We start from the raw sequence: 20,758 nt of genomic DNA, 5'->3' as shown, positions 1-20,758 counted from the left end.
CATTCCCCCCATATCTCAGTCAAAAGGGCTGAATTCCTCGAATTCCCGCTGCGCCTGGTCGCCGCGGCGCGCCTCCCGTTCCCTGCGGCGTTCCTCCGCGGGCCGCACGGCGTTCAGGCGGTGATCCTCGCCACGCCTGCCCAGCATCTCGGCGCCGCCGCTCACCGAGGGCTCGAAGTCGAAGACCACGGCGTCGTCGTCGCCGCCGATCCCCACCCCGTCGCCCTCGCGCGCCCCGGCGCGGCGTAGCTCGTCCTCGACGCCGAGCCGCGCGAGGCGGTCCGCGAGATAGCCCACGGCCTCGTCATTGGTGAAGTCGGTCTGCCGCACCCAGCGTTCCGGCTTCTCGCCGCGCACCCGGAAGAATCCCTCGCCCTCCTCGGTCACCGTGAAGCCCGAGTCGTCAATCGCCCTGGGCCTGATGACAATGCGCGTCGCCTCCTCGACGGGCTTCGCCTCCCGCGCCTTCGCGACCTGCGCGGCAAGCGCGTAGGAAAGATCACGAAGGCCCTTCCGCGAGACCGCCGAGGCATCGAATACCTCAAGCCCTCTCGCCTCGAGATCGGGGCGCACGATATCCGCGAGATCCTGACCCTCGGGAATATCCGTCTTGTTGAGCACGACAAGCCGCGGCCGGTCGTCGAGGCCGCCGTACCGCGCCAGCTCGGCCTCGATGACGTCCAGGTCGGTCAGCGGGTCACGGCCCGGCTCCAGCGTCGCGCAGTCCAGCACGTGCACCAGCACCGAGCAGCGCTCCACATGCCGCAGGAACTCCAGCCCGAGGCCCCGGCCCTCGCTCGCCCCCGCGATCAGCCCCGGCACGTCCGCCACCGTGTACACCGTCGAACCGGCCGTCACCACACCGAGGTTGGGCACCAGGGTGGTGAAGGGGTAGTCCGCGATCTTGGGCTTGGCCGCGGAGAGCACCGAGATCAACGACGACTTGCCCGCGCTCGGGAAGCCGACGAGCGCCACATCGGCGACCGTCTTGAGCTCCAGGACGATGTCGCGCTCCTCGCCGGGCTCGCCGAGCAGCGCGAACCCCGGGGCCTTGCGGCGCGGCGAGGCGAGCGCGGCGTTCCCGAGCCCGCCCCTGCCGCCCTGGCCCGCGACAAACGTCGTGCCCCTGCCCACCAGGTCGGCCAGCACCTCGCCGTTCCCGTCGAGCACGACCGTGCCGTCGGGCACGGGAAGCACCAGGTCCTGGCCGTGCGCGCCCGTGCGGTGGCCCCCGCCGCCCGGCTTGCCGTTGGTCGCCTTGCGGTGCGGCCTGTGGTGGTACTCGATGAGCGTCGTCACATCCGGGTCCACCACCAGCACGACATCGCCGCCGCGCCCGCCGTCGCCCCCGTCGGGGCCGCCGAGCGGCTTGAACTTCTCCCGGTGCACGGAGGCACAGCCGTGGCCGCCGTTCCCCGCGACGACATGCAGCTCGACGCGGTCCACAAAGGTGGTCATGACGGTCACTCCTGTACTGGGGTTCTTCGAGAGGGGGTCTTTTTTGGGGGGACAAGCGAAGGGCGGACCGGCTTCCCGGCGCGGGAAGACGGTCCGCCCTCGGCAGTGCCGCGCGCTTACTCCGCGGCGACCGGAACGATGTTCACGACCTTGCGGTCCCGGTACGTGCCGAACTGCACATGACCGGGGCGCAGGGCGAACAGCGTGTCGTCGCCGCCACGGCCCACGCCCTTGCCGGGGTGGAAGTGGGTGCCGCGCTGGCGGACCAGGATCTCACCGGCGTTCACCAGCTGGCCGCCGAAGCGCTTGACGCCGAGGTACTGGGGGTTGGAGTCGCGGCCGTTCCGGGTGGAGGAGGCGCCCTTCTTGTGTGCCATCTGTGCTCAGTCCCTTACTTCGAGGCGGCCGGGGCGGGGATGTCGGTGATCTTCAGCTGGGTGTGCAGCTGGCGGTGGCCCATCCGCCTGCGGTAGCCCGTCTTGTTCTTGAACTTCTGGATGCGGATCTTGTCGCCCTTGTGGTGGTCGAGAACCTCGGCCTGGACCTTCACCCCTGCCAGCACCCACGGGTCGCTGGTGACGGTCTCGCCGTCCACGACGAGCAGGGCCGAGAGCTCGACGGTGTCGCCGACCTCACTGGACAGCCGGTCGACCTCGATGACGTCGCCGACAGACACCTTCTGCTGACGGCCGCCGGTGCGCACGATCGCGTACACGCGGAACTCTCCCTCACTCGCTGACGGGGCCCCTGATGCCAGCAACGGGCAGGCCCGGCCTCTCCCCCGCGCGAAACCGCGCGGCACGGGAGGAAGATCGCTCAGGGGCATGGCGCATCCGGTGACACGCCAGTCGTCAACAATACGGAGGCGCCGACAAGGCGGTCAAATTCCCGCCCTGCCGACGCCCGTCCGCTCGTGCCGCTCAGCCAGTGCCGCTCAGCCGTCCGTCGACGCCGAGACCGAGGGCGGCTGCGGCTGCTCGGCCGCCGCCGTGGTCTTGGCCGACTTCTTGGCCGCGGCCTTCTTGGCGGTCGTGGCGGCCTTCGCCGTCTTGGCCGTCTTGGCCGCCTTCTTCGCCGCGGTCTTCTTGGCCGCGGCCTTCTTCGCCGGGGCCTTCGCCGCCTTCTTGGCCGCGGCCTTCTTCGCCGCCTTCGCCGCCTTCGCCGCCTTCTTCGCTGGCGGGGCCGTGACGACCGTCACGACGGCCTCGCTCGCCCCCTCGGGCGAACCGGCCGGGGCCGACGCCCTGCGCACCGCGCGGCGGCGGGGCGGCGGGGCCTCGGAGACCGGCTCGGGCACCGGCTCGGGCTCGGGCGCCTCCACCGGCTCGGACGCGACGACGAGCACCGCGTGCTCCTCGGCCGTGCTCCTGGGCGAGCCCGCGGGCGCGGACACCTTGCGGCGCGCGCCGCGCCTGGCGCGTTGCGGCTCGGGCTCGGGGCTCGGCTCCTCGCCCGCGGGCTCCACCGGCACCTCGGGAACGGGCTCGGCCGCGGGCTCGGGCGCCGGGACCACGGTCACCGCGGCCTCCTCATCGGCGGCCGAGGGCGGCGGCCCTGCCGGGGCCGACACCTTGCGGGTGACACGCCTCCTGCGCCGGGGGCGTTCGGGCGCGGCCTCCTCGACGACCGGCTCGGGCTCGGCCACCGGCTCCGGCTCCACGACCTCCACCGGCTCGACGACCTCGACGACCGGTTCGGGCTCGGCGGGCGCCACGGCCTCGACCGGCTCGATCGCCTCCTCATCGGCGGCCGCCGCCTCCACGGCCTCGGCCTCGGCCGTCTCACCAACGTCGACCGCCACCGGCTGCCTCGGCTCCTCGGCCGCCGCCCTGCCGCGCTTCCTGCCCTTCCGGCCGCCGCCCCCGCCACCCGCGGGCGCGTGCACATGGTCCATGTGCACGATGACGCCGCGGCCGTTGCAGTGGACACACGGCTCGGAGAACGACTCAAGCAGCCCCTGCCCCACGCGCTTCCTGGTCATCTGCACCAGGCCGAGCGACGTGACCTCGGCCACCTGGTGCTTGGTGCGGTCCCTGCCCAGGCACTCGAGCAGCCTGCGCAGCACCAGGTCGCGGTTGGACTCCAAGACCATGTCGATGAAGTCGATCACGATGATCCCGCCGAGGTCCCGCAGCCGCAGCTGGCGCACGATCTCCTCGGCCGCCTCCAGGTTGTTCCTGGTGACGGTCTCCTCGAGGTTGCCGCCCTGGCCCGTGAAACGCCCGGTGTTGACGTCGATCACGACCATCGCCTCGGTGCGGTCGATGACCAGCGAGCCGCCGCTCGGCAGCCACACCTTCCGGTCGAGCGCCTTCATCAGCTGCTCGTCGATGCGGTACGTCGCGAACACGTCCACGTCCGACGTCCACCGCGACAGGCGGCCCACCAGGTCGGGCGCCACGTGCGAGACATAGCCGTGGATGGTCTCCCACGCCTCGTCGCCGCTGACGATGACCTTGGTGAAGTCCTCGTTGAAGATGTCGCGCACGACCCGGACCGTCATGTCGGGCTCGCCATACAGCAGCGAGGGGGCGTTGCCCTTCTTGGCCTTCTTCTGGATCTCCTCCCACTGCGCCTGGAGCCGCTCGACGTCGCGCGTCAGCTCCTCCTCGCTCGCGCCCTCGGCGGCGGTGCGCACGATGACGCCCGCGTCCTCGGGGACGATCCGCTTGAGCACCTGCTTGAGCCGCGCCCGCTCGGTGTCGGGCAGCTTGCGGCTGATGCCCGTCATCGAGCCCTCGGGGACATAGACGAGATAACGCCCGGGGAGCGAGATCTGGCTGGTCAGCCGGGCGCCCTTGTGTCCGATGGGGTCCTTGGTGACCTGCACGAGCACCGGCTGGCCCGACTTGAGCGCCGACTCGATGCGGCGGGGGCCGTTGCCGAGGCCGAGCGCCTCGAAGTTGACCTCGCCCGCGTAGAGCACGGCGTTGCGGCCCTTGCCGATGTCGACGAACGCGGCCTCCATCGACGGCAGGACGTTCTGCACCTTGCCGAGGTAGACGTTGCCGACGTAGCTGGAGGACTGCTCCTTGTTGACGAAGTGCTCCACCAGGACGTCGTCCTCCAGGACGGCGATCTGCGTGCGCTCGCCGCTCTGCCGGACGATCATGACCCGCTCGACCGCCTCGCGGCGCGCCAGGAACTCCGCCTCGGTGATGATCGGCGCCCTGCGCCTGCCCTGCTCACGGCCCTCGCGGCGGCGCTGCTTCTTGGCCTCAAGGCGCGTGGAGCCCTTGATCGACTGAACGCCGTCCGCGCTTTCGGTGGCCTCCTCACGCCTGCGGCGCGGCTCGCGGACCTTGACGACCGTGCGCTCGGGGTCGTCGCCGCCCGCTGGCGCCTCGCCCGACTCGCCGCTGCGCCTCCTGCGGCGCCGACGGCGGCGGGAGCCGCCCGAGCCCTCGGCCTGCTCGTCGGCCTCGACCACGGCCTGCCCGGCCTGCTCGGCCTCGGCCTGGTCCTCGTCCGCCGCGGCCTCGTCGGCCTCGGCCTCGTCGCCCGCCGCCTTCCCCGCGGCCTCGGCGGCGCGCTCCGCGGTCTCGCCGCGCCTGCGCCTGCGGCCGCCGCGGCGGCGGCGCCGCGCGGGGCGGTCGGCCTGCGCCTCGTCCTCGTCCGCCTCGGGGACCTCGGGAAGCTCGTCGTCGTCGGGGCCTTCGGCGAGGTCGGCGAGGTCGGTGAGCTCCTCCTCTTCCTCGTCCTCGTCGGCCCGCTGCCCGGCGGCGCCGCGCACCGCCTCCTCGGCGGCCCGCTGCGGGGTCTGGAACATCGGCGCCTGGAAGACAGGGGCCTGGAAGACGGCGGTGGTGGCCACGGGAACGGCGGGCGGCAGCGGCACATCGGCCTCGTCGGTGTCCGCGGGCACGGGCGCGGCCTCATCGGCCTCGGGCGCGGGCGCGGGCGAGGCCGCCTTCGCGGTCGAACGCCGTCGGCGCCGCGGCGCGGGCTCCTCTGTCTCAGGGGCGGCCTCGGGCGCGGCCTCGGGGGCCTCGGCGACCGCCTCGGGCGCGGCGGCGGCGCGGGTCGCGCGGCGGCGGCGCTTCGGGGGCGCGGGCTCCTCTGCCTCGGGCGCGCTCTCGGGGGCGGGCTCGGGCGCCGCCGCGGCGCGCGTCGCGCGCCTCCTGCGCTTGGGCGCGGGCTCGGGCTCGGGCTCGGCGGGCTCTTCGACCACGGGGGTCACGGCCACCGGGACCTCGGCCGCCGCCTCCTCGGCCCCCTCGGCCGCCTCGGGCGCGGCAGCGGCACGCGTCGCGCGGCGGCGGCGCTTGACCGGCACCGGCTCGGGCTCCGGCTGCGCCTCGGCTGCCGCGGCCTCGGCGTTCGCGGAAGGCTCATCGGCCTCGGGCGCCGACGCGACACGCGTCACACGCCGACCGCGCTTGGGCGCGGGCTCATCGGTCGCCTGCTGGGGAACGCCGTCGGCCTCCGCCGTCGTGGCCGCGGCCGCGCGGGTGGCGCGGCGCCGCTTCGGGGCCGCGGGCGCCTCGTCGGCGCCGCCGCTCTCGCCCGCCTGGGCCGGGGGCCCGGCCGGGCGTGAGGCCGCGCGGCGGCGGCGCGGGGGCAGCGTGTCGCTCGGGCTCGTGGTGTCGTTCGGGCTGGTCGTGTCGTTCGAGCTCGTGGTGTCGGATGAGCCATGGGGAACGGTGGTGTCGGTGCGTTCCGCACCGTCCGTTTCCACGGACTTGTCGGTCTCTTGCATGCGGGCGGTTCTCCCGTCACGCTCCCGGGCGCCTCACATGGAGCGGGCGCCGCTCGGGAGCTGTCGTATCACTCGCCGGTTCCGGTCCAGCGTGGGCCGGCTTCGGCGAAAGTCTTCTGGTCGGCGCGTCGCCCGGAACTGCCTGACCCGAGTGGCTCCCTGGCACCTGGCGGTTCGGCGGCGCAGCAACGGCATCGCTATCCGGTGATCCCCGGCGCCGCCGCGGCCTGCTGCCCGGCGGCCCTGGTCAGGGCGGCTTCGGCAGCGTCGCGGTCGGGCGCGAACGGGTCGGTCACCGTGCCGGACTCATCGAGCGGCCCCTGCGCCAGCCTGGTCACCGCTGCGGGGACCGGCGGCGCCAGGTCGGCCGTAGCGCGGAGACCGGACAGGACGTCGTCGGGTCGTACGGCAGGGGTGAGGTGCCGTACTACCAGGCGCAGTATCGCACAAGGGTGGGACACGGGCCCATCGGGCCCGCTTCCGCCCCGATTCCTCGGGGCGGCAACCGCGTCGAGCGCGACCACGGCGGAGCGGGCGTCGAACACGCGCGTCCCCCGCTTGGTCTGGCGCCGTACCTCGACGCTCTCGGCCGCGAGGAACATCCCGACCGCCTTCGCGGCCGCCTCTGGCTCGACGCCGTCGAGCCGCAGCTCCCACACGGAGGCGCGCAGCCGCTCGGCGAAGTCGGCGGTGCGGGCCTCGACCACGTCGACGATGTCGAGCCCGGCGGGCAGCGACGCGTCGAGCGCGGCCCTCAGCTCGCCGGGGTCACGCCGCGCGGCCAGGGCGATCTCCAGGTACTCGGCTTCACTGGCGGTACCGGTGGGCGCCGCGTTGGCATAGGAGACCTTGGGGTGCGGGGTGAAGCCGGCGGAGTACGCCATCGGCACCCCGGCGCGGCGCAGCGCGCGCTCGAAGGCGCGCTGGAAGTCCCGGTGGCTGGTGAAACGCAGGCGCCCCCGCTTCGTGTACCGCATCCTGATGCGCTGCACCGCCGAAGCGGGCGGCGGGCCGACCGGCTGTCGCTTGCCCAGTGGTCCTCAGTCCCTCGATCGTGCTGACCCCGTGGCCCTGCTGCGGGCCGTTGCTTGACTCCAGGTTACGTGCCCGACGTGGCGATCCAGTAACGCAGCTTCTCCGCCCGCTGGTCCTCGAAGACCCCGCCGCACGCCTCGATGACCTTGCGGGAGGCGACATTGTCGTGGTCGCACGTGACGAGCACCGGGTCATGGCCCAGCTCGTGGGCGTAGGGCAGCGACGCGCGCAGCATCGCGGTCGCGTGGCCGCGGCGGCGCGCGGACGGGCGCACGTCGTAGCCGATGATGCCGCCCCAGTCGAGCAAGCGCCTGGTCAGGCGGTGGCGGATGGAGAGGCGGCCGATGAATGTGTGATCCGTCACATACCAGAGGACGGTGGAGGGCACGAAGCCCATCGGGCGCGGTGATGTCTCCTGCCCGTCGGCGATCGTGCGCCTGACGTAGTCGGCGAACGCCGCCGGGTCGTTCCAGCGGCGTCCGTAGACCTCCATGTCGCGGGCGAGCGTCGTGTTGTCCCCCGCGCCGCCCCGGCCCTCGGCCCGCCACTCGGCGACGGCCTCGAGGAACGAGATGTGGACCTCGGTGGTGGGAAGGACGAGCTCGGGCACCGCCTCATCCTCCACCGCCCCGGTGGCCCGGGCAACCCGGGCCCCGTCCCGGTGGAACGCCCGGCCGCAACGCCCTCTCAGCCGCCGCGGCCGAGCCGACACCCCGCGTGAGGCGGCCTACTTCACCACGCTCAGCGGCAGCAGCCGCTTGCCCGTCGGGCCGATCTCGATGGACGTGCCCATCTGCGGGCACACGCCGCAGTCGAAGCACGGGGTCCAGCGGCAGTCCTCGACCTCGGTCTCGTCCAGGGCGTCCTGCCAGTCGTCCCAGAGCCAGTCCTTGTCCAGGCCCGAGTCCAGGTGGTCCCACGGCAGGACCTCCTCGTGGCCGCGCTCGCGCGTGGTGTACCAGTCGACGTCCACGCCCTGCGGCGCGAGCGCCTCCGCCGCGCACCGCATCCACTGCTCGTACGAGAAGAACTCCCGCCAGCCGTCGAAGCGCCCGCCCGCCTCGTACACCGCGCGGATCACCGCGCCCACGCGCCGGTCGCCGCGGGACAGCAGGCCCTCGACGATGCCGGGCTTGCCGTCGTGGTACCGGAAGCCGATCGAGCGCCCGTAGCGCTTGTCCGCGCGGATCGCGTCGCGCAGCTTCGCGAGGCGCGCGTCGGTCTCAGCGGCGGAGAGCTGCGGCGCCCACTGGAACGGCGTGTGCGGCTTGGGCACGAAGCCGCCGATGGAGACGGTGCAGCGGATGTCGTTGGACTTCGACACCTCGCGGCCCTTGGCGATCACCTTGGTCGCGAGCTCGGCGATCTGGAGCACGTCCTCGTCGGTCTCCGTGGGCAGGCCGCACATGAAGTACAGCTTCACCTGGCGCCAGCCGTTGCCGTACGCGGTGGCGACGGTGCGGATCAGGTCCTCCTCGGAGACCATCTTGTTGATGACCTTGCGGATCCGCTCGCTGCCGCCCTCGGGCGCGAACGTCAGGCCCGAGCGCCGCCCGTTGCGCGTCAGCTCGTTGGCCAGATCGATGTTGAACGCGTCCACCCGGGTCGAGGGCAACGACAGACCGATCTTGTCCTCTTCGTAGCGATCGGCGAGGCCCTTGGTGATGTCCCCGATCTCGCTGTGGTCGGCCGACGACAGCGACAGCAGGCCGACCTCCTCGAAGCCCGTGGCCGCAAGGCCCTTGTCGACCATCTCGCCGATGCCCGTGATCGACCGCTCGCGCACCGGGCGCGTGATCATGCCCGCCTGGCAGAACCGGCAGCCGCGCGTGCAGCCGCGGAAGATCTCCACCGACATCCGCTCGTGCACCGTCTCGGCCAGCGGCACGAGCGGCTGCTTGGGGTAGGGCCACGCGTCGAGATCCATCACCGTGTGCTTGGCGACGCGCCACGGCACCCGGGGGCGGTTCGGCGCGACGCGCGCGATCCGGCCGTCCGGCAGGTACTCCACGTCGTAGAACGCGGGAACGTACACCCCGCCCGTGCGCGCGAGCCGCAACAGCAGCTCCTCGCGCCCCCCTGGCCGCCCCTCGTCCTTCCACTCGCGCGTGATGCGCGTGATCTCGAGCACCGCCTGCTCGCCGTCGCCCACGACGGCGCAGTCGATGAACTCGGCGATCGGCTCGGGGTTGAACGCCGCGTGCCCGCCCGCCACCACCACCGGGTGGTCAGTCGTGCGCGCCGCCGCCTCCAGCGGGATGCCCGCGAGGTCGAGCGCGGTCAGCAGGTTGGTGTAGCCGAGCTCGGTGGAGAACGAGACGCCGAACAGGTCGAACGCCGCCACCGGCCGGTGCGCGTCCACCGTGAACTGGGGCACGCCGTGCTCGCGCATCAGCTTCTCCAGGTCGGGCCAGACGCTGTAGGTGCGCTCGGCGAGGACGCCATCGCGCTCGTTGAGCACCTCGTACAGGATCATGACGCCCTGGTTTGGCAGGCCGACCTCGTACGCGTCCGGGTACATCAGCGCCCAGCGGACGTCGCAGGCGTCCCAGTCCTTGACCGTGGAGTTGAGCTCGCCGCCGACGTACTGGATCGGCTTCTGGACGTGCGGGAGGAGGGCCTCCAGGCGCGGGAAGACCGACTCGACAGGCATGGGCTTACGTCTTTCCTGCTGGGCTGCGGGAAGCTGCTCGGCCAGGGCCTGGAACGGGCCCGGACGGACCATTCAGCCTACCCGCACTTCCCCAAGACGCCGGACGCGGGCGCGGGCCAGCTCCGTCTCGCGCGCGTGCATCACCCCGTAGCTGAACGACGGCTCACCCGCCGCGTGCGCCTCCCCCGCGATCGCCATGAGCGCCTCGCGGGCCAGCACGCTGTCCTGGTGGTCGCCGAGCACGCGCTGCACGCGCCGGAACGCCACCCGCTCGCGCTCGGCCGCCTTGCGGCGCGCGCTCCTGGCCGTCTCCGCGGCATAGCGCGCCCGCTTCGCCGCCTTGCGCGCCCGGTGCAGCGCGGCGTCGCGCTCGGCTCCCTCGGGCGCCGCGAGCGCGGCCTCGACGCGCGCGTCGAGGCGTTCGCGCTCCCTGGCCACCGAGCGCGCCAGCGCCGTGCGCGCGGGCTTCGCCGCGCCCTTGCGCAGCGGCGGCGCGGCAAGCAGCGCGTCGAGGGCGTCGAGCAGGGCGAGATAGCGCTCCTCGTCGAGCAGCGCCGCGACCGCGCCGCGCGCCCGCCCTGGGCTGAAGTGCGCGTCCAGGCGCCGCGCGACCGGGCCGACACGCAGGTCGGGCGGCAGCTCGCCCAGGCGCGCGGCCAGCCGCTCGGCCACCACCTCGCGGTCGCGCTCGACGCCGAGGCCCGCGGCGAGCCAGCCGAGCTCGTCGTCGAGCGGCCGGGTCACCGCGCGGTCGAGCACCCGCCGCTGCACGCGCAGGCAGCTGCGCAGCCGCCGCGTCGCCACCCGCATCCGGTGCACCGCGTCGGGGCGCGAACGGCGCACGGCGGGGTCCAGCTGGACGATCGCGCGCAACTGGCGCCTGGCGTACGCCAGCACATGCGCCCCCGCGCTGTCGTCCTCCGGCCCTTCGGCGCGCGCGGGGCGCGGATGGGCGACGCCCGTCTCGGCCAGCGCCCTGGCCAGCTTGGACGGCGCGCCGGAAACGGGCAGCCCGGCCTCGGTGAGCCGCGCGCCGACCGCGTCGAGGACGTCCGTGCCGCCCGCCCCCGCCAGCTCGACCTCGACCTCGGACCAGCGCGCCTCGCCCCCGAGCGACCGCGCGGTGACCCGGTCGACGACCAGCTCGGCCAGCACGGCGCCCCCGGCGTCCAGCAGGTCGCGCGGGGCGCGTTCGGTCTCCAGCGTGACCACGGGCAGCAGCGGGCGCCGGCGCACGCGCGAGCGCACCAGCGCCAGCAGCTCACCGGGCGGCCCGTCAGGCGCCCCTTCGCCCAGGGGCGCCCTGATCTCCTCGCGGGCGTCGCGCCCCACGGGCACCTTGAGGTGCCAGCCCTCGTCCCCGCCGCCGGTCCTGCGGCGCAGCGTGATGCCGTCGCCGGCGAGGCGGCCGTCATCGGTGTCGTAGTAGACCGCGCGCAGCGACAGGGGCGCGCGCTCGCGCACCGATGTGACGGGCCCGGCGCCCGACAGCTCGGGCAGCGGCGCCGCGGCCTCGTACTTCCGCTCGGTCTCGTTGATCGTCTTCATCCGTCGTCACCCGCCCTGGGTCCTCGTGCTCGTCGGAACGCGTGCCCGGGATCGGGGCGGACATTCCGGGGGACAGGCGGCACTCACGCGGAAAGCGGACGTTTCATCCTGACGGACTGGAGGAGCCCTATGGCGATCCAGGCCGCGAACATCGCGGTGCCGCCGTAGGAGAGGAACGGCAGCGGCACGCCAGCGACCGGCATGATGCCCAGGGCCATGCCGATGTTCTCGAAGCACTGGAACGCGAACCACGAGACGATCCCCGCCGCGATGATCGTGCTGTACAGGTCGGGCGCGCCGCGCGCGATCCGCAGCGCCCGCCACAGGACCACGCCGACCAGCGCGATGATGCCCCCCGCGCCGATGAAGCCGAGCTCCTCGCCTGCCACGGTGAAGATGAAGTCGGTGTGCTGCTCGGGGACGAACTGCCCCGTCGTCTGGGTGCCCTCGAAGAGGCCCTTGCCGTCGAGACCGCCCGAACCTATCGCGATCCTGGCCTGGTTGGTGTTGTAGCCGACGCCCGCGGGGTCCCTCGACGGGTCGGCGAACGCGGCGAAGCGGTCGATCTGGTACTCGTCGAGCAGCCCGAGCGCCCAGACCAGCACGGCCGCGCCGACGCCCGCCAGGATCAGCCCGATCGACCAGCGCATCGCCGCGCCCGACGCCAGGAGGATGCCGAGGACGATCACGGAGATGACCATCGCCATCCCCAGGTCGTCGATGACGACCACCGCGAGCGGCGCGGCGGCCAGGGCGAGCGCCTGGAGAACGGCCCGGCTGCCGGGGTAGTCGCGGTCGCCCGCGTCCACCTGGGCCGCGAGGATGAGCGCCATCCCGAGGACGACGGCCACCTTGGCGAACTCGCCGGGCTGGAGCGTGTACCCGCCGAGGGACAGCCACGCGCGCTGGCCGTTGATCGTGGTGCCGAGCGGCGTGAACACCAGCAGCATCACCGCCATCGAGAACGCGAAGAACAGCGGCACCGCGGCCCGCAGCCGCTGGTGGCCGAGCCACATCACGCCGACCGCGAGGGCGATGCCCACCGCGAGGTTGATCAGCTGGCGGGTCAGGAAGAACTGCTCGTCGCCGCCGTTGATCTCGGTGCGGTTCCTGGTGGCCGACCACACGAGCACCGAGCCGAGGAGCGAGAGCGCCAGGGCGGCGAGCAGGAGGACCCAGTCCACCCGCCTGGCCACCGAGTCCCTGGCCACGATCCTGCGCAACGTGCCCTTGCGCGGCGCGTGCCGGTCAAGACTCAGGGTGTGCACACTCACCGGGGTGTTCCGTCCGTCCCGCCGTCGCCGCCGTGGTCACTCACTCGTCGAGCGGCTCGCGCCGCCCCTCCTGCTCGCCCTCGCCGGGGTCGGGCGGGTCGTTCCCGCCGCCGCCGTCGCCTTCCTCGCGTTCCGCCCGTCTCTCCCGCTCCTCCGAGCGCTCGGGGGTGGGCGGCGGGGGCGGGGGCATGGTCGGGCGGGCCTCGCGGTCGCGCTGCTCGCGCTCGCGCCGCTGCTCGTCGCGTTCCTCCTCGTCGAACGGCGGCGCCACCTCCTCCTCGAGCTGCGTCTCGGGCTGGGTGCCCTCCTCCCGCTCCTCGCCGTCCTCGCCCTCTCCGCGCTCGTCCTCGTCCCCCTCGTCCCCCAGCTGGGGAACGATGGCGCCGGTCTCGTCGATCGCCGGCAGCTCGCGGTGGGGCTCGGGCAGGAGCGCGGCGTCCTCGTTGACCGAGCCGCCCGAGACGCCGTACATGGCCTCCCAGATGCGGCGGACGGCGTCACCCGAGGCGCCTGAGCCGGTGCCCGCCTGGTTGATCGTCATGACGACGGTGTAGTCGTCGGTGTACGTCGCCAGCCACGACGTGGTCTGCTGGTCGCCCGACGCCTCGGCGGTACCGGTCTTGCCGCGCAGGGTGATCTCGTTCTGCGGCCAGCCGCCGAACTTCCAGTCGGCGCTGCCTGACGTGATGACACTCGCGGTGGCGGCGCGCAGGTTCTCAATCGTGCCCTCGTCGGCGGGCAGGCGGCCCGCCTCGGCCGGCTCGAACTCCTCGACCTCCCGGCCGTCCGCGCTGATCACGGCCCTGCCGACCTGCGGCGTGTAGAGCGTGCCACCATTGCCGAGCGCCGCGTAGACGGACGCCAGCTGGAGGGGGGTGACCAGCACGTCGCCCTGGCCGATGGAGAAGTTGAGCATGTCACCCGCGCGCATCTGCATGCCCTCGGTGCAGTTCTCGCGCGCGATCCTGGCCTCGTAGTCGTCGCGGTCGGTCTCGGCGATCTCGCACCAGTTGTCGCGGTTCAGCTCCCAGTACTCCTGCTTCCACTGGCGGTCGGGGATGCGGCCTGGCGCCTCGTTGGGCAGGTCGATCCCGGTCTGCTCGCCCAGGCCGAAGTCGTGGGCGGTGCGAAACAGCCAGTCGTCGGGGTTCTCCTTGGGGTCGATGCCGCCGTCGGCGCGCCACTCGCGGTGGGCGATGCCGTAGAAGACGGTGTTGCAGGAGACCCTGAGGGCGTCGCCCAGGGTGATCGAACCGTACGCCTGGGACTCGAAGTTGCGGAAGACCTGGCCGCCGACCTCGTAGGACGAGGGGCAGTTGTAGCCGCCGTCGAAGTCGAAGCCCGCGTTGACCGCCGCGGTGCTCGTGACCACCTTGAACGTCGATCCCGGCGGGCCCTGGCCCTGGATCGCGCGGTTGAGCAGGGGGTCGTTGGCGTCCTCGTCGGTCAGCGCGGCGTAGTCGTCGGTCGCGATGCCGCCGACCCACACGTTGGGGTCGTAGTCGGGCGCCGAAGCCATCGCGATCACGCGGCCCGTGTCGTTCTCCAGCACCACGGCCGATCCCGCGTCGGCCTCGAAGTTCCGGCCCGAGATGGGGTCATGGGTCGCGCGGGCGGCCTCCATGGCGCCGACCAGCTCGCTCTCCACGACGGCCTGGACGCGGGTGTCGATCGAGGTGACCAGGTTCGATCCGGCCTGCGCGTCCTCGCTTTCGGACTCGCCGAGCACGCGACCGAACTTGTCCACCTCGTAACGGGTGACGCCCGCGTCGCCACGCAGATAGCTGTCGTAGCTGCGTTCGAGCCCGGAGCGGCCGATCTGGTCGGAGCGCAGGAGCGGGGCGTCCGTCTCCTCCGTCTCCTCAACCTCCTCGTCGGTGACCGGCGAGAGATAGCCGAGCACCTGCGCGGTGTTGGCGCCGTCGGGCGAGGGGTAGCGCCGCACCGCCGTCAGCTCCGCGCTGATCCCGGGGAAGTCCTCGGCGCGCTCGCGGATCTGGAGCGCCTGCTGCGTCGTCGCCTCGTCGGTGATGGGGATCGGCTGGTACGGCGAACCGTTCCAGCACGGCTGCGGCGTCTGGGCGTCACACAGCCGCACCTGGTTGGTGACGTCCTCGACGGGGATGTCGAGCAGCTCGGCCAGGTCGGCCAGCACGCGCTCGCCGTCGTCGGGCAGGCGGCTCAGCTCGGTGCGGTCGGCCGAGACGACGAGCCGCGTCTCGTTGTCGGCGATCGGCACGCCGCGCGCGTCCAGGATCGAGCCGCGCACGGCGGGCTGCACGACCTGCTGCACATGGTTGCCCGCCGCCTCGGCGGCGAACTCGTCGCCCTGCCTGATCTGGAGGAACCACAGCCTCCCGCCGAGGGTGAGCAGCAGCGAGAAGACCAGTATCTGGATGACCACGAGCCGGATGGTGATCCGCGAAGTCCGCCCGGTCTCCGGGATGTTGGTCACAGCCGCTTCACTCCCTTGATCCTTCCGGCCCGGTTGCGCGCCGAGCGGCTGAGCAGCGTGGAACGCGGGCCACCGACGCTCGACGCCTTGCCGTACCGCGTGCGCCGGGGGGCGCGCGTGCGCAGACCGGTGCCCCCGCCGCCCAGCCAGCTCACGGGCGCCTCAAGGCCCGCCGAGCCGCCGGGGCCGCCGTCCCCGGCGAGCGGGTCGCTCTCCAGGCGGCGCGCCAAGGCCATCACCAGCGGCACGGTGAACGGTGCGAGCAGCAGGTCGTAGATCGTCGCGGTCAGCAGCAGGTTGGTCAGGCCGACGTCGCGCGCCGCGGTGTCGCCGACGAGCGCCCCCACGCCCGCGTACAGCAGCGTCGAGCTGGCCGCGCCCGCGGCCACGACCAGCATGGGCACGGTGGCCGAACGGTGCTGCCCGCCCTCGGGCTTGGTCAGCCCCGCGGCATAGCCGACGACGCACAGCACCAGGGCATAACGGCCCACCGCGTGGTCGGCCGGGGGCGCGAGGTCGGCGAGCAGCCCCGCGGTGAACCCCACGAGGCAGCCGCCGACATGGCCGTAGACCAGGGCGAGGCCGAGGACGGTCAGCAGCAGCAGATCGGGCGTGGCGCCCGGAAGTTGGAGCCTGGCCAGCACGCTGACCTGCACGACGAGCGCCACGGCCACGAGCAGGGTGGCGAGCAGGGTACGGGTGACGCGCATCGGTCAGCTCCTGGTGGCCGGGTCGTCGTCGGCGTCCGCTGCGTCGGCGCCTTCCTCGGTGCCTCCGTCCACGTCCGTACCGGCGTTCTGTTCGACGTCGCCCTCTTCAACGTCGTCCTCTTCAGCGGCGTTCTCTTCGACGGCGTTCTCTTCAGCGGCGCTCTCTTCGACGGCGTTCTCCGACCGTTCGTTCCGCCCCTCGCGCCCCTCGCGCTCGTCCCGCGCCTCGTCCTCGGGCCGGGGCGGCAGCACGCTGTCGCGGGGGTTGTCGCGCGGCGGCTCGACCACCACGCCGACGAGGTCGAGCTGGGTGAACGCCACATAGGGGCGCACCTGGACGGTCCTGGTGAGGTCGCCGTTGGAACGGTCCACGCTCACCACCTCGCCCACGGGAACGCCGGGCACGAACGGGCGGTTCTCCTCGGAGCCGAAGGTGACGAGCCGGTCGCCCTCCTCCACCTCCGCCTTCTGGTTGAGCAGCTGCACATCCAGGGTGTTGTCGCCGCGGCCCGTGGCGAAGCCGAGCTCCTCGCTGTCCTCGAGGCGCGTGCCAACCGTGAAGTCCGGGTCGTTGGCGAGCAGAACGGTCGCGGTGCCAGGGCCGACCGTGGTGACGCGGCCCACCAGGCCCTCGCCGTTGAGCACGGTCATGTCGCGCGTGATGCCGTCGTCCGTGCCCGCGTCGATCGTGACGGTCCAGGAGAAGCCCTGCTTGGACCCGATCGCGATGACCTGAGCCCCCACGATGCCGTACCGCCCCGCGCCCGATGTGCGCAGCAGGTCGTCCAGCTGCTCTATGCGCGAATCGCGGTGCGCGTCGCTGCCGAGCTGCTGCCGCAGCTCCGCGTTCTCCCGCTCCAACTCGCTGATGCGGTCGTGCCGGTCGCCGGACTCGCGGACGGCCGAGATGGCGTTGGCGACGGGGTCGACCGCGCCGGCGACGCCCTCCTCGACCGGGCCGAAGACCGAGGCGGCGGCCTCGCGCGCGCCGTCGAGCGGGGAGTTCTCGCCGCTGCGGATGTCCATCGTGATCAGGGCGAAGGCGATGGAGACCAGCAGTACGAGAAGCAGCCGGCTCTCTCGGGTGTCCCTCACGTGCGGCGGCCGTGCCTTTCTGGTCGTGGATCTGGGCTGACGATCCGCGGGGCGGATCGGTCCCTGGGCGGGCCGCGGGCGTTACCGCCTGGGCTGGGCGTCCAGGACCTGCTGGAGCGCCTCGAACTCCTCGACGCACTTGCCCGAGCCCAGGGCGACCGAGTCCAGCGGGTCCTCGGCGATGTGAATGGGCATGCCGGTCTCCTTGCGGAGCCGCTCGTCGAGGCCGCGCAGCAGGGCGCCGCCCCCGGTGAGCACGATGCCGCGGTCCATGATGTCACCCGACAGCTCGGGCGGGCACTTGTCCAGCGTGGTCTTGACGGCGTCCACGATGGCGTTGACCGGCTCCTCCATGGCCTTGCGCACCTCGGCCGACGAGATGACCACCGTCTTGGGCAGGCCGCTGACCAGGTCGCGGCCGCGGATCTCGGTGTGCTCGTCCTGGTCCATCTCGTGGGCCGAGCCGATCGTGATCTTGATGCTCTCCGCGGTGCGCTCGCCCAGCAGGAGGCTGTACTCCTTCTTGATGTGCTGGATGATCGCGTTGTCGAGCTCGTCGCCCGCGACGCGGATCGACTGGGCGGTCACGATGCCGCCCAGCGAGATGACCGCGACCTCCGTCGTGCCGCCGCCGATGTCGACCACCATGTTCCCGGTCGCCTCGTGCACCGGGAGGCCCGAGCCGATCGCCGCGGCCATCGGCTCCTCGATGATGTGCACCTGACGCGCGCCCGCCTGCGTGGACGCCTCGATCACGGCGCGGCGCTCAACGCCCGTGATACCGGAGGGAACACACACCACGACGCGCGGGCGGGCGAGATAACGCCGCTTGTGGATCTTCAGGATGAAGTACCGCAGCATGCGCTCGGTGATCTCGAAGTCGGCGATGACGCCGTCCTTCAGGGGGCGCACCGCCACGATGTTGCCCGGGGTGCGGCCGATCATCTTCTTCGCTTCGGCGCCGACCGCGAGGATGTTGCCCGTATTGGTGTTGATCGCGACGACCGACGGTTCGTTGAGGACAATCCCTCGACCTCTGACGTACACCAGCGTGTTGGCCGTCCCGAGGTCGACTGCCATGTCACGGCCGATGAACGACATATTGTTCGCCATAGGGATACATCTGGCCTTCCAGCTGGAGCGATTTGTGCGGGAGGTCGGCAGGGGTGCGATGAACGACGCGCCTTACGGGTCCCCGCGGGTGCGGGAATGAGGTGGCGTCGATGCCATCGTATCCACGGCCGGTCGAACACGGAGCGCCGGAGCGCCGCTTTCGCCATTGTCGGCGGAACGTGGTCCACCCTCCATCATGGTGACGGCGTGTTCGGGGAACGGGTTCCGCCGTTCGACTGTACGGGTGCGAACAAAAGACTGCATTCAGGCGAACTCTCCGCGCCCCCCGGCGAGGGGAACCTCACGCCGTGCGGCGGGTCAGGCGCCGCCGGGGAAGAAGATCTTCAGCTCGCGCTCCGCCGACTCTTCGGAGTCGGAGGCGTGGATCAGATTCTCCCTGACCACGGTGCCGAAGTCGCCGCGAATGGAGCCCGGGGCGGCGGCGATCGGATCGGTCGGCCCGGCCAGCGCGCGCACCCCCTCGATGACCCGCTCGCCCTCGACCACCATCACCACGCTGGGCGCCCCCGCCATGAACGCGATGAGCGGCTCGTAGAACGGCCGTCCGACGTGCTCGGCGTAATGCGTCTCCAGCGTGGCCCGGTCCAGGGTGCGCAGCTCAAGCGCGGTGATGGCCCAGCCCGCCTTCCGCTCGATCCGGCCGACGATCTCACCGATCAACCCCCTGGCGACCGCGTCCGGCTTCAGAAGGACAAGGGTGCGCTGGCTCATATCAGGCGGCTCCTCGAAGAACCTCGAAAACCAAGGGAATAAGGGGGCGTACGACGCCAGGGAGAGATTACCGGTGCGGCGGCACCGCTCAGCGCACGGGTGCCCCGGCGCCGCTCCCCGACGCGGCGCGCGCCGCCTTGAGCTGGTCGACGAGGCGGCCGTAGTGCACCGAGGCCCACCACAGCGCGGCGAACGCGGTGCCGAGCAGGAACATCGCGGGGATCACAAAGCCGCTGGCGACCAGGCCCGCCTGGAGCACCCAGCCGAGCCGCACGCCCCCGGGTCTGCCGACCATGCCGCACAGCAGCAGCGACAGGACCATCGCCGTCCCGCTGACGGCCCACAGCGTGCCGCTTGGCACGTCGGAGGTCCGCATCGCGACCAGCCCCGCCAGGCCGATCACGATGAACTCGCCAACCAGCGTCGCGGAGCACAGCGTGCGCATCAGGCACCCCTCCTCAGCAGCAGCCTGGCCTCGCCCGCCGTGATGACCGAGCCGGTGACCAGCACCCCGGCCCCGGCGTACTCGTGCTCCTCCTCGGCCAGGGCGATCGCCGCGTCAAGCGCGTCGTCGAGGCGCGGCTCGACGACGACCCGGTCCTCGCCGAAGACCTCGACGGCCACGGCGGCCAGCGCGTCGGCGTCCATGGCGCGGTGGCTGGCGTTCCGTGTGATGACGACCTCGCCCAGGACGGGCTCGAACGCCTCAAGCAGGCCCCGCACATCCTTGCCCTCGCTCGCGCCCACCACACCGATGAGCCTGCTGAAGCCGAACGCCTCGGTGACGGCCGCCGCGGTGGCCCTGGCCCCCGCGGGGTTGTGCGCGGCGTCGAGCAGCACCGTCGGGCTGGTGCGCACCACTTCGAGGCGCGCGGGGGAGGTGACGGAGGCGAACGCCGCCCGCACCACGTCGATGTCGAGCGGGGCCGCGGGTCTGCTCTCGCCCACCCCGAAGAACGCCTCAACCGCGGCGAGCGCCACCGCGGCGTTGTGCGCCATGTGCTCGCCGTACAGCGGCAGGAACACCTCGGAGTACTCGCCGCCGAGCCCGCGCAGCGTCAGCATCTGCCCGCCGACCGCGACCTCGCGGGAGAGCACGCCGAACTCCAGGCCCTCGCGCGCGACCGTCGCGTCCACCTCGACCGCGCGGCGCAGCACCACGGCCGCGGCCTCGACGGTCTGCTGGGCGAGCACCACGCGGGAGTCGGCCTTGACGATCCCGGCCTTCTCCACGGCGATCGCCTCGGGCGTGTCACCGAGCCGGTCGGTGTGGTCGAGGGCGATGGGCGTGAGGACCGCGACCTGGGCGTCCACGACGTTCGTCGCGTCCCAGGTGCCGCCCATGCCGACCTCGACCACGGCGACGTCCACGGGGGCGTCGGCGAACACCGCGTACGCCATGCCCGTGAGCACTTCGAAGAACGACAGGCGGTACCCCTGCCGCTCGTCCACCAGGTCGAGATAGGGCCTGATGTCCTCGTACGCGGCGACGAAGCGGTCGGCCGGGATGGGCGCGCCGTCGACGCTGATGCGCTCGGTGATCGACTGGACGTGCGGGCTGGCGAAGCGCCCCGTGCGCAGGTCGAACGCCTCGAGCAGCGCCTCGATCATGCGGGCCGTGCTGGTCTTGCCGTTCGTCCCGGTGATGTGGATCGCGGGGTAGGAGCGCTGCGGCTGGCCCAGCACGTCCATCAGGGCCTCGATGCGGACCACCGAGGGGTCGAGCTTGGTCTCGGGCCAGCGCTTGGCCAGCTCGGCCTCGACCTCGCGCAGCGCGCGGTCGGTCTCCGGGTCCTCCGGCCTGGCGGGCAGGTCCGCGGGCCTGGCGGGCCCCGCCTGGGTGCGCAGGGTGCGGCTGCCCGCCTCGATCACGGCCAGATCGGGGTCGCGGTCGCTCTCGGCGGCGACGATCTCCTCGAAGGGGTCGCCGGGGTCGGGGGCGCCGGGTGCCGTCTGCTCACTCACGCAGCCAGTCTACGGACGCCC

General features: G+C 72.6%; 16 protein-coding genes. All 16 read right to left on the bottom strand.

The genetic code is table 11. The features are described 5' to 3' along the window. Window positions 1–15: 15 nt before the first annotated feature. The 16 genes from obgE to DEH69_RS02260 all read right to left on the bottom strand — a co-directional run bounded on the left by obgE (window position 16) and on the right by DEH69_RS02260 (window position 20,737). The gene (obgE, locus tag DEH69_RS02335) at window positions 16–1,458 is read right to left on the bottom strand and encodes a GTPase ObgE (protein ID WP_113685178.1); all 1,443 of its coding nucleotides are present in this window, start codon (window positions 1,456–1,458) and stop codon (window positions 16–18) included. A 116-nt stretch (window positions 1,459–1,574) separates the two neighbouring features. Next, window positions 1,575–1,835 (bottom strand): 50S ribosomal protein L27, encoded by a 261-nt coding sequence (gene rpmA, locus DEH69_RS02330; RefSeq protein ID WP_113685177.1) that lies wholly within the window; start codon window positions 1,833–1,835, stop codon window positions 1,575–1,577. A 14-nt stretch (window positions 1,836–1,849) separates the two neighbouring features. Further along, a complete protein-coding gene (rplU, locus tag DEH69_RS02325) occupies window positions 1,850–2,173 on the bottom strand; it encodes a 50S ribosomal protein L21 (protein WP_113685176.1) in 324 nt (107 codons plus the stop codon). A 219-nt stretch (window positions 2,174–2,392) separates the two neighbouring features. After that, a complete protein-coding gene (locus DEH69_RS02320) occupies window positions 2,393–6,157 on the bottom strand; it encodes an Rne/Rng family ribonuclease (protein WP_113685175.1) in 3,765 nt (1,254 codons plus the stop codon). Between the two features lie 197 nt (window positions 6,158–6,354). Beyond that, on the bottom strand, window positions 6,355–7,149 hold the full coding sequence (locus DEH69_RS02315; RefSeq protein WP_113685174.1) for a TIGR03936 family radical SAM-associated protein: 795 nt from the start codon (window positions 7,147–7,149) through the stop codon (window positions 6,355–6,357). Window positions 7,150–7,256: 107 nt separating this feature from the next. Continuing rightward, entirely contained in the window at window positions 7,257–7,802 is a 546-nt protein-coding gene (locus DEH69_RS02310; protein ID WP_113685187.1) for a GNAT family N-acetyltransferase, read from the bottom strand. Between the two features lie 117 nt (window positions 7,803–7,919). Then, window positions 7,920–9,845, bottom strand: a complete 1,926-nt coding sequence (locus tag DEH69_RS02305; protein WP_113685173.1) for a TIGR03960 family B12-binding radical SAM protein — start codon at window positions 9,843–9,845, stop codon at window positions 7,920–7,922. Window positions 9,846–9,917: 72 nt separating this feature from the next. Further along, window positions 9,918–11,393 (bottom strand): CYTH and CHAD domain-containing protein, encoded by a 1,476-nt coding sequence (locus DEH69_RS02300; protein WP_113685172.1) that lies wholly within the window; start codon window positions 11,391–11,393, stop codon window positions 9,918–9,920. 83 nt (window positions 11,394–11,476) lie between these two features. Next, window positions 11,477–12,661: an FtsW/RodA/SpoVE family cell cycle protein gene (locus DEH69_RS02295; protein WP_258534381.1), complete on the bottom strand. Its 1,185-nt coding sequence runs from the start codon at window positions 12,659–12,661 to the stop codon at window positions 11,477–11,479. A gap of 46 nt (window positions 12,662–12,707) precedes the next feature. Next, on the bottom strand, window positions 12,708–15,122 hold the full coding sequence (gene mrdA, locus DEH69_RS02290) for a penicillin-binding protein 2 (protein ID WP_113685170.1): 2,415 nt from the start codon (window positions 15,120–15,122) through the stop codon (window positions 12,708–12,710). Beyond that, complete coding sequence (gene mreD / locus DEH69_RS02285; protein WP_113685169.1) at window positions 15,119–15,832, bottom strand: rod shape-determining protein MreD; 714 nt, start codon at window positions 15,830–15,832, stop codon at window positions 15,119–15,121. Before mreD ends, mrdA begins: the two co-directional genes overlap by 4 nt. Before the next feature lie 3 nt (window positions 15,833–15,835). Beyond that, complete coding sequence (mreC, locus tag DEH69_RS02280) at window positions 15,836–16,927, bottom strand: rod shape-determining protein MreC (RefSeq protein WP_258534379.1); 1,092 nt, start codon at window positions 16,925–16,927, stop codon at window positions 15,836–15,838. Between the two features lie 81 nt (window positions 16,928–17,008). Beyond that, the gene (locus DEH69_RS02275; protein ID WP_113685168.1) at window positions 17,009–18,028 is read right to left on the bottom strand and encodes a rod shape-determining protein; all 1,020 of its coding nucleotides are present in this window, start codon (window positions 18,026–18,028) and stop codon (window positions 17,009–17,011) included. Between the two features lie 330 nt (window positions 18,029–18,358). Then, window positions 18,359–18,772 (bottom strand): nucleoside-diphosphate kinase, encoded by a 414-nt coding sequence (ndk, locus tag DEH69_RS02270; protein WP_113685167.1) that lies wholly within the window; start codon window positions 18,770–18,772, stop codon window positions 18,359–18,361. 88 nt (window positions 18,773–18,860) lie between these two features. Beyond that, window positions 18,861–19,217, bottom strand: a complete 357-nt coding sequence (locus tag DEH69_RS02265) for a DUF4233 domain-containing protein (protein WP_113685166.1) — start codon at window positions 19,215–19,217, stop codon at window positions 18,861–18,863. Then, window positions 19,217–20,737 carry a folylpolyglutamate synthase/dihydrofolate synthase family protein gene (locus DEH69_RS02260; RefSeq protein ID WP_113685165.1) on the bottom strand — a complete coding sequence of 507 codons (1,521 nt, stop codon included), beginning with the start codon at window positions 20,735–20,737 and terminating at the stop codon, window positions 19,217–19,219. The genes DEH69_RS02265 and DEH69_RS02260 overlap by 1 nt, the downstream gene beginning before the upstream one ends. Window positions 20,738–20,758: the final 21 nt, after the last annotated feature.

This window comes from Streptomyces sp. PT12, assembly GCF_003311645.1.
GTDB lineage: Bacteria > Actinomycetota > Actinomycetes > Streptomycetales > Streptomycetaceae > Streptomyces.
This window is presented reverse-complemented; position numbering and strand designations above follow the sequence as displayed.

Bases quoted from the DNA above. Each gene is read 5' to 3' on its own strand.
- DEH69_RS02265 (WP_113685166.1), bottom strand. From the start codon at position 19,217: ATGCGCACGCTGTGCTCCGCGACGCTGGTTGGCGAGTTCATCGTGATC.
- DEH69_RS02275 (WP_113685168.1), bottom strand. From the start codon at position 18,028: ATGTCGTTCATCGGCCGTGACATGGCAGTCGACCTCGGGACGGCCAAC.
- obgE (WP_113685178.1), bottom strand. From the start codon at position 1,458: ATGACCACCTTTGTGGACCGCGTCGAGCTGCATGTCGTCGCGGGGAAC.
- mreD (WP_113685169.1), bottom strand. From the start codon at position 15,832: ATGCGCGTCACCCGTACCCTGCTCGCCACCCTGCTCGTGGCCGTGGCG.
- DEH69_RS02320 (WP_113685175.1), bottom strand. From the start codon at position 6,157: ATGCAAGAGACCGACAAGTCCGTGGAAACGGACGGTGCGGAACGCACC.
- rpmA (WP_113685177.1), bottom strand. From the start codon at position 1,835: ATGGCACACAAGAAGGGCGCCTCCTCCACCCGGAACGGCCGCGACTCC.
- DEH69_RS02300 (WP_113685172.1), bottom strand. From the start codon at position 11,393: ATGAAGACGATCAACGAGACCGAGCGGAAGTACGAGGCCGCGGCGCCG.
- DEH69_RS02305 (WP_113685173.1), bottom strand. From the start codon at position 9,845: ATGCCTGTCGAGTCGGTCTTCCCGCGCCTGGAGGCCCTCCTCCCGCAC.
- ndk (WP_113685167.1), bottom strand. From the start codon at position 18,772: ATGAGCCAGCGCACCCTTGTCCTTCTGAAGCCGGACGCGGTCGCCAGG.